We start from the raw sequence: 11,284 nt of genomic DNA on the forward strand, positions 1-11,284 counted from the left end.
TGCCTGTGCGAGGAGGGCAGCTCCGGCATCTACAAGCCGGGCATCACCACCTCGATGTGGGAGCCGGCGCGGATCGTCGAGACCGTCAAGACGCCGGGCTGCTCGCCCACCCTGGGCGGCGCCACGCTGCCGCTGGGCAACCGGCGCAGCTATGGCCGGCTGAATACCGACAACCACTCGATGACCGGCCAGCACGACGGGTCGTTCTACCACACCCACTACTACGCCTTCCCGCTGCTGCAGATCCTCGATCTCTACACCCCCACCAAGTGCAGTGCGGACGGCTACATGGACCTGGACATCATCAGTTTCACCGAGATCGACCCGACCTGGAACAACGCGACGCTGGCTTTCTTCCAGCACCCGGAGTCCGCCGCGGTGGCCAACCCGGTGGCTCAGGCGGCCTGCGCCGCCGAGTCGGCCCTGGTGACCGCCCGGGAAGAGCCGCTGGAGTCGCTGTGGTGGTGCACCGGCACTTGGGGAAGCATCTACCCGCTGGCCGGCAGCGTCTTCAGCCAGGACCAGAACCGCACGACGGCCCTGCTCAGCGCGCGGTTGCTGGCGCAGCAGCACCGGCGGGGCCTGGCCCGACGCACGATGGGCGACGAAAACCTCTGTCGCGCCTCGATCTACCCGACCATTCCCAAGAGCCAGTACAAGCTCACGCAGTTCTGGCCCAAGTCGCAGACCCAGCGCTCCCTGTGGCTGGGAGAGCCCCCGCAGACCTGGGAGGGCGGCCCCGGCCGGCACGTTCCCGGCACGGGCAACGACGCGATGTACCTGATCTGGCGGTGGACCGACTGCTGCTCGAAGATTTGAAGGAGAAATTTTATGTCCGATTTCCTGGCGATCTATTTGCCGCTGGTGGTGTTCTTCCTGGGGTTGGGGGCGATCGCTCATGCTCGCCTGCTGGAAAGGCCGGCCTATCGCGGCTGGTGGGGCGAGTACAAGGTGAACTTGCTGCTCAGGCTCTGCCTGAACTCGGAATACCGGGTGTTCACCCACGCCCTGTATCTGGGAAAGGACGAGGCCAAACCGACGCAGGTCGATCATGTCGTGGTGTCGCGCTATGGCCTCTTCGTGATCGAGAACCGCTGCCTGAAAGGGGCGATCGTGGTCGATCCCACCGAGCCGAATACCTGGTGGCAGACCATCGGTCGGCGGAAGAACAGGGTGCGTAACCCGCTGGTGCAGAACTACGCCGCGATCAAGGCCGTGCGGCAGGCGATCGGGGGGCATGCCTCGAAGATCTCCAACTACGCGGTGATGAGCGGTTCGGCGAGCTTTCCGCAAGGGTGGCCCCCGCGGGTATTTGGTCCCTGGGCGTTGCTGCGCAAGATCCAGAGCAAGAAGACGCTCATTCTGACCCGGGGCCAGGTGCTCTCGATCTGTACGGCTCTGGAGCGGGGGCGGATAAAGGGCGGGTACTGGGCGACGCGCAAGCATATCGTGCGGGCCAGCACCAAGTCAGCCAGCCGATTTGAGGTACGTTAGATTTTTCTATAAAATATCTAACAAATAGAGGCCGCCATGATGAACACATCCCAAACCGTTCGCGAACGTATTGCTGCCCAGCCGGACGGTACACCCTTCACCCCCGCCTTGTTCGCGGGACTTGGATCGCGTGCGGCTATCGATCAAGCGTTGATGCGGCTGGCCAAGGCCGGCAGTATCGAGCGCCTTGGACATGGCCTGTACATCGTGCCCAAAGTCGGCCGGTTCGGTATCAAGACGTTGCCCGCCCCTGAGCAAGTGGCTCGGACTGTGGCCGATGCGGAAGGGGCGATAATCGAGATCCACGGCGCGGAGGCCGCACGGCGTTTCGGTTTCACGACGCAGATGCCGGCGCATGCGGCCTTCTACACCACGGGCTCGTCGCGCGCGATCCGGCTTGGCAAGATGATCGTCCGGCTGCAGCATGTAGCCCCGCGCAAGCTGGCGCTCGCGGGACGGCCTGCGGGCCAGGCGTTATCGGCGCTCTGGTATTTGGGGCGAAACCAGGTCTCGCCCGGCACATTCAAGCGCATTGCGGAGAGGCTGCCGTCCAGCGAGTTCCAAGCCCTGCGCGAGGCCAAGGCGTCGATGCCTGCCTGGATGGTGGCGGCCCTGACCGGCTACGAGCGTGGTGAGCTCACGCATGCCTGACTCTTCCGCGCACTACTTTGACTTGTCCCAATCTGAGCAGGCAGAACTGCTGCATGGATTGGCGCCAGTGCTAGGGCGCCGTGCCGAGATTCTGGAAAAGGACATCTGGCTGTGCCAAGTGCTGGGCATCCTGTTCGCGCTGCCATGCCGCAAGCCGATGGCTTTCAAGGGCGGCACTTCGTTGTCGAAGGTCTACCAGGCCATCGAACGCTTCTCCGAGGACATCGACGTCACGGTCGATTATCGGAGCCTGGTGCAGGACGCCCCTGACCTGGCAACGCTCTCCAATAACCAGCGTAGAAAGCTGTCGGACGTGCTCAAGGCCGCTCTGGTTGATCACGTCATCCAAGAGTTGGTGCCCGCGCTGCGAGAAGCGCTGGAGCAAGCACTGCCAGGATGTCAGATCGGCATCGAGGTCAGCGAGGACGGGGAAAAGCTCTGGCTTTTCTATCCGAGCGCCGTCGAGAACACGGACACCTATCTGCGCCCGAACGTGCTGATCGAGTTCGGTGGTCGCAACGCCACTTTGCCTCGGGACACCCTGACGATCATTCCGGATGTGGCCGCACACGTGACCGATCTGGCGTTCCCGACCGCCCAGGTCGCGGTACTGTCGCCCATGCGCACCTTCTGGGAGAAGGCCACGCTGATCCACGTCGAATGCCATCGCCCGGATTTGCGGGTGGGGGCCGAACGGCTGTCGCGGCACTGGTACGACTTGGCACGGTTGGCCGACCATGAGGTTGGCCGCCAGGCTATTGGTGATGTCGAGCTGCTGCAGGACGTATTGCGCATTAAGGAAACGTTCTACCGCAGCGGGTTTAGCCGCTATGACCTGTGTCTGTCGGGCGGGTTGAGGCTGATTCCTGAGGCGGCGCTGCTCAATGCCTTGAGGCAGGATTACCAGGCGATGCAGGGGGCGCAGATGTTCTATGGCGACCCCCTGCCGTTCGAGCGCATCGTCGAACGCCTGACTGCCCTGGAGCAGGAAATCAACCAGGCGCGATGAACTAATGATCATCGGCGAGGCGACGCAGCAGGCGCTGGTGGGCGAGGACTTCTCGCTCATCAACGCGATCATCGTGATCGTGACCCTGATCGCCATCGACGTCGGTCTGTCGCTCGTCAAGCTCCGCTTCGCCCGAATCGATGCGCTGATCGAGGGTACCTCGACGCTGATCGTCGAGGACGGCCGCCCCCTGAAGAAGCGGCTGAGCGAGGCCCGCCTGCGCGAGGAGGACATTCTCCTGGCGGCGCGCCAGAGCCAGGGCCTGGAGCGGATGAGCCAGATCAAGTACGCGATCCTCGAGAAGAACGGTAAGATCTCGATCATCCCCTACTCGTCCGGGTGAACCATTCACGGCCGGCCATGCAGTTATCCGGGGGTATCAATACAAATTTGCCACATTTCGAATGCAGGTCGTTACACCTATTGATGAGCGCGTAGGTGGATAGTGGGAAGAACCAGGGCGTTCACAGCACCTCGTCGCAAAACACGGCAGGTGTGACGATGCGGGTGGGCTCGATATGCCCGCGTTGCAACAGGCCGGCGCGACGATCCCCGGTCACCAGGTAATCCGCCTCACCTGCAATGGCCATGGCCAGCAAGAAGGCATCGTCCGGGTCGTTGGCTTCGTCCTGGATATCCAGGCGTTCCAAAACCACGGCGCTGGTGCCCACCTTGGCAGGCTGGAGGATGGCGTGGAGCTTAGGGTAGCGGCTGGCCCGGCGGATTTCATCGAGTTGCATCCGGGAAGTCACCACCTCGAAACGCGCCGCCCGCCAGGTGCGGTAGATCGCATCGGGTGCGCCGTGGGGAGAAATCAAGGCACTGAACAGGATGTTGCTATCCAGCACGACCCGCATCAGCGTTTACGGACCCAGTCGAGCGCTTCAGCAACCGCGTCGGTCACCTCAGCCTCACTCGCCTTGGCCTGCTCGGCGCTCAGCTCCAGGATTTGGGCGCGCACCGCTTCCTCGATGAAGCGCGAGAGGTCGCCTTTACGGTCGACACCCTGGCCAGAAACATGCGAAGGGACTGGTCAGTATCAGCCGAGACGGCGACGCTCCAGCGAACGGTATTCATAGCCCGCCCTTTCAAGGTCTTTACGTAAACTCTCCTCCCGAAAACCAGCGAGAGGGTAAGGCGGTGTGGAACGAGATTCTAGCGCGATTCGAAAAGCAGGCTCCGGCCAGTGTCATGGCACGGCTGGCGTTGGAGCGGGCGATGCCGGCTGCCTGGATCGACGACGTGTTCGAGACCAACCGGCAGCGCCAGTATCCCCGGGAGCTGCTGTTTTCCACCGTCGTCGAGCCGATGTCGCTGGTTTCGCTGGGGTTACGCCCTTCGCTGCATGCCGCCGCGCGCCAGATGGACAACTTGCCGGTGACCGTGACGGCCCTGTACGACAAGGTCAGCCGCACCGAGCCCGCATTGCTGCGGGCGTTGGTGCGCGGCAGCGTCGAACGGCTGGCACCGGTCGTCTCGGAGCTGGGCAGCGCGCCCTGCCTGCTTGCCGGGCTGGCAACTGCGCATTGTCGATGGCTACCACCTGCCGGTCACGGAAAAGCGGCTCAAGCCTCTGCGCAACCAGCGCGCCGCCGCCCTGCCGGGACATTCGCGGGTGGTCTACGATCCCGACCTGGATCGGGTCGTCGACCTGCAGGCCTGCGAGGATGCCTATGAAAGCGAGCGCACCTCCTGGCGGTGCTCAAGCGCAGCGTGGAACAGGCGCATCGCGAACAGCTTCCCGAGGGCTGGGAGGCTTCCCCCTACCACCTGGCGGTTCAGGTCAGAAGCCGTTACGAGGGGATGCTCGTCGCGCTGCCAATGGAGCACTGGCCCACCTGGGCCGACGATTCGGCCAGCACACTGGCGCAGGTGGCCACCAGCAAGCGCGGCCCCAAGGTGGATAAGCCCAAGGCCTGAGTCGATGCCGCGATGGCTCGCGCCCATGTCTCGCAGTTTTTCGGGTGTAGGCATGGCGGTTCTCCTTTTGTGGTGCACATGGGGAAGCCTCCTCGGGAGAGGTGGCTTTCCAGTGGGTAGGGGATATGGGGGAGAGGGTGTGGCCGGTTACGCCGGCCGGGCGGGCACTCTGTCGCCGCTGGCGTGCCTGCCAGTTAGAGGGGGCTATGCGTCCCTTGGCTTGCAGATTACTCGAACCGACTGCGCGCTTTGCCGGGTGGCCATGGAGCCTGGCGTGCCCATGGAACCCGGGTGACCACCTTCGCAATGGCTGGCTAACGCTGGCGGCATGCCGATCTGCCGACGGAGTTAATAGCGTAGTCCAAAGACCAAACACACAGCCAAGCGGCTGGTTGAATGCAGAGCTTTTGCAGGATGTGTCCCTGGCAGGCCCCAAAACGAGTGAAGATGTAGTAAGAGGAGGCATGTGGCCGGTTACGCCGGCCGGGCGGGCACTCTGTTGCCGCTGGCGTGCCTGCCAGCGAGGTAGGGTGTTCTAGAACCCTTGGCTTGCAGATTACTCGAACCGGCTGCGCGCCCTGCCTGGTCTAGGGAACCTGGCGTGACCATCATCTCAATGGCCGGCTAACGCTGCCGGCATGCCGATCTGCCGACGGTATTCGTAGAGTAGGCCCAGGACCTAACCTACAGCCAAGCGGCTGGGCTAAATACGAATCTGTAAGGGCAGGCTGTAGAGATGGTGTGGCCGGTTACGCCGGCCGGGCGGGCACTCTGTCGCCGCTGGCGTGCCTGCCAGTTAGACGGGTGGCTATGCGTCCCTCGGCTTGCAGATTACTCGAACCGACCGCGCGCCGCTGGGGCCGTGAATCCCGGCGTGGCCATCACAGAATGACCAGCTAACGCTGCCGGCATACCGATCTGCCGACGGCAGTAGAATGGTAGCCTGGTACCGAGCACCTCGCCGGGTGCGAGTTAAATGCAGAACCGCTTGTGCTGTGGGCGGTGCGGGTAGGATAGGACGGAGAAAGCCCCCTATGAGGCCGGCGATACCACTCAGCGGCAGAGTCATCTGCTAGCGTTGACAGCGGCTCCATTTATGAAACAGGCTGAAATTTGCTCAAACTCATAAGGTAATTGCTCAAGAGAGGTTGAGTTGTCGGCTTGGGCGTAATGCTTAAATCGAGTTCAGCTTGAGTTTTTACCGAAAATGCTGAAAACGAGAGGAGCAATCATGACAAAAACCACTCATATCAAGGCTAATGCAACCCAGTTTCAGCTCCCTCAAAGCCATGATGAAGTGAATGAGGCGATTGCCAAGATTGGTCTGCTCCAACGTGAGCGTGCGCGGATTCAGGCCGATATGGACGATGAACTGGCAAAGGTGAGGCTGCGTTTTGAAGAGGCAGCCAACCCACTCAATGAGCAAATCACAGCATTGACCCAGGGTGTACATATCTGGTGCGAGGCACATCGCCTGGAACTGACCAAAAGCGGCAAGACCAAGTTCTATGATTTTGCCGCAGGCGAAATCAAGTGGCGTATGCGTCCGCCACGGGTGTCTCTGCAAGCTGTCGATAACATCTTGGAAACCCTCAAGCGCTTGGGGCTGACGCGCTTCATCCGCGTAAAGGAGCAGTTGAATAAAGAAGCCATGCTCGCAGAGCCGGAAGTAATTTCCGGCTTGGCCGGAGTGAGGATCGAACAGAGCGAAGACTTTGTCATCGTGCCCTTTGGGACCAAGCTCGAAGAGGTCGCTTGATCAAGAGGTTGCCGCTACTTCCGTAGTTGATCCAGGCCAGACTCCCATATCACCGATGCAGTCTCATTGCATCGGTGAGTTCTTGTATTTCACCGGCTCACACCTACACAGTAGCGGTGCGGCCAGCGGCCAGTCTGAGGCCATCGGTAAAAGCCGCGCGGGGCACACCAGCAAGATTCACCTAGCCGTCGATGCGCATGGATTGCCCGTGGCCTTCGAAATCACCGGGGGCAACGTCAATGACTGTAGCTCGGTCCCCGAGCTGATTGCACAGCTGCCGTCCGCCGAGGTGATCGTGGCCGACAAGGGCCATGACAGCGAGCGCATCCGCGAACGGATGGAGGCGCAGGGCGCCCGAGCGATCATTCCCCGAAAGCGCAACTCGATCAAAGGCAATGCCGACCTGGACCGAGGTCTGTATCGCTACCGGCATCTGGTCGAGAATGCCTTTGCGCGGCTAATGACGTGCGCCTCGATGTCCGGCGCGTCTCGCCGCGTGATTTCTTCGCTCTCGCGAGTCACGCTTTCGCTTGATCGTACATTAGCACTGTGACAGTGCCTGAGGAATCATTGCGACGTTTCGTCAGTCGATAGCATAAGAATGGCGCTGCCCGCGGAGCGGGTCAGGACAGTTGGAGAAAGGCATGACGCGTAGCAAAAAGATTCTCGTCTGGGTGCTGGGCGCTCTGGTGGTTCTGATTATCGCCCTGATTATTTTTGTTGCGATCTTCGACTGGAATCGGCTCAAGCCGAGGATCAACGAGCAGGTCTCGGAGGCCTTGAACCGCCCCTTCGCCATCGAGGGCGATCTAGCGGTGAGCTGGCGGCGCCCGGCGGACGAGCCCGGTTGGCGCGCCTGGATTCCCTGGCCGTACATCAGCGCCGAAGCGCTGCACCTCGGCAACCCCGACTGGGCCAAGGGCGAGCAGTTCGTCACCCTCGAGCGGGTCGAACTCAACCTGTCGCCGCTGGCCATGCTGACCAAGACCGTGCGCATTCCGCGCATCCTGCTGAGCGGACCGGATGCCAGCCTCGAGCGCCTGGCCGACGGCCGCGCCAACTGGAGCTTCGACCTGGGCGACGGCTCGGAAGAGAAGGAGCCTTCGCCCTGGACCCTCGACATCGGCACCCTCCAGTTCGACCGGGCCCGGGTGCGGGTGGACGACCAAGTCCTCAAGGCCCGGCTGGAGGTAGACGTCTCACCCCTCGGCGCGCCGATTCCCTTCGAGCAGATCGTCGGTAAGGCGCAGGCGGAGCGGGCCATGCGGGAGGGCGCCCGGCCCCAGGACTATGCTTTCGCCTGGAAGGCGCAAGGACGCTACCAGGGCCAGCCGGTTAGCGGCGAGGGCAAGGTCGGCGGGCTCCTGGCCCTGCAGGACACCAGGCTGCCCTTTCCCGTGCAGGTCGATTTGCGCGCCGGAGCCACCCGCTTCAGAGCCGACGGCACGCTGGTCGCGCCGCGCAAGCCCGGCGCGCTGGACCTACGCCTGCGCCTCTCCGGCGACAGCTTGGGCAACCTCTATCCGCTGATCGGCGTGACCCTGCCGGACACCGCCTCCTATGCCACTCGGGGACGACTGACGGCCAACCTGCAGGACCCGGCGGGAGCGCAGTATCGCTACGAAAACTTCAGCGGAAGGATCGGCGGCAGCGATATCCACGGCGACCTGACCTATGTGGCGAGCCTGCCGCGCCCCAAGCTGTCGGGCGCGTTGACCTCCAATCAACTGCTGTTTGCCGACCTCGCCCCGCTGATCGGCGCCGACTCCAATGCCGAGAAGGCCGAGCGCGGCTCGCAGGTCAGGCAGCCATCTGACAAGGTCCTGCCGATAGAGGAGTTCCGCACCGAGCGCTGGCGCGACATGGACGCCGATGTGCGTTTCACCGGCGAGCACATCGTCAGGGGCAAGGAGCTGCCGATCAACGATCTGTCCATTCATGTGCGGCTCGAGGACGGCCTGCTGCGCCTCGATCCGCTGCGCCTGGGCGTCGCCGCCGGACGCTTGGACGCCACGGTTTCCCTCGATGGCCGGCAGTCGACGCTGGACGGCCGCCTCCGACTGAACATCCGCGGCCTCAAGCTCAAGCGACTGTTCCCCACCGTCGAGACCATGCGCGACAGCCTCGGCGAATTGAACGGCGATGCGACCCTGAACGGGGCCGGCAATTCGGTGGCGGCCCTGCTCGGCTCGGCCGATGGAGACCTGCGGCTGCTGGTCAACGACGGCACGATCAGCCGGGGGCTGATGGAGATCGCCGGGCTGAATGTGGGCAACTATGTGGTCACCCGTCTGTTCGGCGACGAGGAGGTCAGGATCAACTGCGCGGCGGCGGACATCGGCTTCAAGAATGGCCTGGCGGCCCCTCGGCTGTTCGTCTTCGATACGGAAAATGCGCTGATCAACATCGACGGTACGGTCAGCTTCAAGAGCGAGGTGCTGGATCTCGACATCGTGCCCAAATCCAAGGGCGTGCGGATCATCTCGCTGCGCTCGCCCCTGTATGTGCGCGGTACTTTCAAGGATCCCGATCCGGGAGTGCATGCCGGGGCGCTGGTCGCGCGCGGCGCAGGACTGGTGGTGCTCGGCATCGCTGTCGCGCCGCTAGCCGGCCTGCTCGCCTTGGTCGCGCCGAGCAGCGAGCAGGCAAGTCAGTGCGGCCCTATGTTGGAGCAGATCAAGAGCAGCCAGGCCGACTGACGGCTGCCAGCGATAGACGGGTTGCCCTGCCGTGGGCTTAGCTGTTTGGCTATGGTGGTTAGGCGAGGAACGTCGCGCTCCGTAGCCCAGGTAGCTGCCCATGACCCGTCTCCACGACCTGAAGATCTACCTTAAGGCCCACTTCTGGCTGATTCCGGTGCTGGTGCTGATCGTTGGTCTATTCTTCTGGACCCTCGCCCCGGCCCCGCCGACCCATCTGACACTGGTGACTGGCCCCGAGGGCGGCGGCTACCATGCCTTCGGCCAGCACCTGAAGGCCCGCCTGGCGGAGGCAGGCATTGAGCTGGAACTGGTCGGCACAGCCGGCTCGCTGGACAACCTCAAGCGCCTACTGGACAAAAACCATCCGGTGCAGATCGGCCTGGTGCAGAGCGGCACCGAACAGCACCTGGCGCCGGAGGAGCGCCAGCAGCTACGCGGACTCGGAGCGCTCTACCAGGAGCCGTTGTGGCTGTTCCAGTGCCGCGGCCTCGACATCCGCGACCTAGCCGAGCTGCGCGGCAAGCGGATCGGCATCGGCAGCGACGGCAGCGGCACCCAGGCGGTGGTCACAAGCCTCTTCGCCGCCAATGGCCTCGTGCGGGAGCCGGGCTGGCAGGCACTGACCAGCCGGCAGGCGAGTATTGCCCTGAGCGACGGTAGCCTGGAGGCAGCCTTTTTCGTCGGTCCACCAGAAAACCCTCTGATCCAGGAGCTGGCGCGCAATCCCGGCCTATGGCTGGCCGATCTCCGCCGTGCCGCGGCCTACCAGGCGCACTTTCCCTTCCTCAAGGCGCTGCTCCTGCCCGAGGGGCTGCTCGACCTGGCCCACAACAGCCCCGACCGGCCGCTCACCACCCTGTCGTCGATGGCCACCCTGGTCGCCAACCACAGCCTGCATCCGGCGCTGACGCCGCTCGTGCTGGAAAGCTCCCGCCAGATACTGCAGCACGGCAGCCTGATCGACCCGCCAAACAGCTTCCCTCGCGCCGAACCCAGCGGTTTCGCCCTGACTAAGGAGGCCGACAGCTACTACCGCACAGGCCTGCCCTACCTGCAGCGCTTCATGCCGTTTCGCATCGCTTCACTGGTCGACCGCTACATCGTGCTGCTGATTCCCTTCCTTGCCATCCTGCTGCCGCTCGGCAAGATGATCTCGCCGCTCTATGAATGGCGTATGCACTCGCGCACCTACAAATGGTATCGCCATTTGCACGAAATCGATGCGCAGATCCACGACGGCAGTATCCGCGGACATGAGCAGAAGGAAATTGCTCGACTCCACGAGATAGAAAAGGCGCTGGGCCGGGTTGAGCTGCCGCTGTCCTACTCCCACGAGTTGTACGCCCTGCACCTGCACGTGCACTACATGATTGAGCGGCTGCGCGGGCTCGCTAGAGAGGAGCGGGTACCCAGGAAGACACCGAGACAGCCATAGAACCTTATAAAGCCAGCCCTTTCAAGGTCTTTCCTGATTAGCAATGAGCCTCAGCCAGAAGCCCTACAAGTACTCGGCAACGCCTATACTGGATATATGAACAGACTTCATGGAGGGGCGATCCATGTCCATGAACCGAATCCAGTTCCAACCCGGCCTGTCGATGCCCGAGTTTCTCAAATGTTACGGTACTCAAGCGCAGTGCGCGGCAGCATTGGAGCAGGCTCGCTGGCCGGCAGGGTTTCGCTGCCCCCGCTGTGATGGAGCCGTCTACAGCCGGGTGCGCGGACGACCCCATGCGTTGTTCCAGTGCC

10 protein-coding genes and 4 pseudogenes are annotated in these 11,284 nt (G+C 63.0%); 12 read left to right on the forward strand and 2 right to left on the reverse strand.

Annotated features, from left to right (window positions below):
- The 5 genes and pseudogenes from BMY22_RS21390 to BMY22_RS21410 all read left to right on the forward strand — a co-directional run.
- Positions 1–819 (forward strand): TraU family protein (locus BMY22_RS21390; protein ID WP_167363786.1); only part of this gene is annotated, 819 nt, incomplete at its 5' end.
- A 12-nt stretch (positions 820–831) separates the two neighbouring features.
- Positions 832–1,494, forward strand: coding sequence for a nuclease-related domain-containing protein (locus BMY22_RS21395; RefSeq protein WP_090625280.1), 663 nt, complete (start codon positions 832–834; stop codon positions 1,492–1,494).
- A gap of 36 nt (positions 1,495–1,530) precedes the next feature.
- Complete coding sequence (locus tag BMY22_RS21400) at positions 1,531–2,145, forward strand: DUF6088 family protein (protein WP_244158956.1); 615 nt, start codon at positions 1,531–1,533, stop codon at positions 2,143–2,145.
- Positions 2,138–3,154: a nucleotidyl transferase AbiEii/AbiGii toxin family protein gene (locus BMY22_RS21405; RefSeq protein WP_090625282.1), complete on the forward strand. Its 1,017-nt coding sequence runs from the start codon at positions 2,138–2,140 to the stop codon at positions 3,152–3,154. Before BMY22_RS21400 ends, BMY22_RS21405 begins: the two co-directional genes overlap by 8 nt.
- Before the next feature lies 1 nt (position 3,155).
- A pseudogene (locus tag BMY22_RS21410) lies at positions 3,156–3,497 on the forward strand (DUF421 domain-containing protein); the annotation flags it as partial.
- Between the two features lie 121 nt (positions 3,498–3,618).
- On the opposite strand, the gene BMY22_RS21415 reads toward BMY22_RS21410, so the two are convergent.
- Together BMY22_RS21415 and BMY22_RS21420 are read right to left on the reverse strand one after the other, a co-directional pair.
- Complete coding sequence (locus BMY22_RS21415; protein ID WP_090625285.1) at positions 3,619–4,011, reverse strand: putative toxin-antitoxin system toxin component, PIN family; 393 nt, start codon at positions 4,009–4,011, stop codon at positions 3,619–3,621.
- Positions 4,011–4,231 (reverse strand): annotated as a pseudogene (locus BMY22_RS21420) (ribbon-helix-helix domain-containing protein). The gene BMY22_RS21415 and the pseudogene BMY22_RS21420 overlap by 1 nt, the downstream one beginning before the upstream one ends.
- A gap of 114 nt (positions 4,232–4,345) precedes the next feature.
- Between BMY22_RS21420 and BMY22_RS21425 the strand changes: the two are divergent.
- From BMY22_RS21425 to BMY22_RS21450, 7 genes and pseudogenes are all read left to right on the forward strand, one after another.
- Positions 4,346–4,841 (forward strand): annotated as a pseudogene (locus tag BMY22_RS21425) (transposase); the annotation flags it as partial.
- Positions 4,842–4,867: 26 nt separating this feature from the next.
- A complete protein-coding gene (locus tag BMY22_RS25500; protein ID WP_482762604.1) occupies positions 4,868–5,074 on the forward strand; it encodes a hypothetical protein in 207 nt (68 codons plus the stop codon).
- Positions 5,075–6,305: 1,231 nt separating this feature from the next.
- A complete protein-coding gene (locus tag BMY22_RS21430; protein WP_244158957.1) occupies positions 6,306–6,833 on the forward strand; it encodes a host-nuclease inhibitor Gam family protein in 528 nt (175 codons plus the stop codon).
- Between the two features lie 100 nt (positions 6,834–6,933).
- Positions 6,934–7,293 (forward strand): annotated as a pseudogene (locus tag BMY22_RS21435) (transposase); the annotation flags it as partial.
- 184 nt (positions 7,294–7,477) lie between these two features.
- Positions 7,478–9,532, forward strand: a complete 2,055-nt coding sequence (locus BMY22_RS21440) for an AsmA family protein (protein WP_090625286.1) — start codon at positions 7,478–7,480, stop codon at positions 9,530–9,532.
- A 100-nt stretch (positions 9,533–9,632) separates the two neighbouring features.
- Complete coding sequence (locus tag BMY22_RS21445) at positions 9,633–10,970, forward strand: TAXI family TRAP transporter solute-binding subunit (protein WP_090625288.1); 1,338 nt, start codon at positions 9,633–9,635, stop codon at positions 10,968–10,970.
- A gap of 124 nt (positions 10,971–11,094) precedes the next feature.
- The coding region (locus tag BMY22_RS21450; protein ID WP_143068587.1) for a transposase at positions 11,095–11,284 on the forward strand (190 nt) is incomplete at its 3' end.

Origin of the sequence: Azotobacter beijerinckii (assembly GCF_900110885.1) — a bacterium.
GTDB classification, from domain to species: Bacteria; Pseudomonadota; Gammaproteobacteria; order Pseudomonadales; family Pseudomonadaceae; genus Azotobacter; species Azotobacter beijerinckii.

Excerpts from the sequence above, each read along its gene's own strand:
- BMY22_RS21395 (WP_090625280.1), top strand. The coding sequence starts at position 832 with ATGTCCGATTTCCTGGCGATCTATTTGCCGCTGGTGGTGTTCTTCCTG.
- BMY22_RS21400 (WP_244158956.1), top strand. The coding sequence starts at position 1,531 with ATGATGAACACATCCCAAACCGTTCGCGAACGTATTGCTGCCCAGCCG.
- BMY22_RS21405 (WP_090625282.1), top strand. The coding sequence starts at position 2,138 with ATGCCTGACTCTTCCGCGCACTACTTTGACTTGTCCCAATCTGAGCAG.
- BMY22_RS21415 (WP_090625285.1), bottom strand. The coding sequence starts at position 4,011 with ATGCGGGTCGTGCTGGATAGCAACATCCTGTTCAGTGCCTTGATTTCT.
- BMY22_RS21430 (WP_244158957.1), top strand. The coding sequence starts at position 6,306 with ATGACAAAAACCACTCATATCAAGGCTAATGCAACCCAGTTTCAGCTC.
- BMY22_RS21440 (WP_090625286.1), top strand. The coding sequence starts at position 7,478 with ATGACGCGTAGCAAAAAGATTCTCGTCTGGGTGCTGGGCGCTCTGGTG.
- BMY22_RS21445 (WP_090625288.1), top strand. The coding sequence starts at position 9,633 with ATGACCCGTCTCCACGACCTGAAGATCTACCTTAAGGCCCACTTCTGG.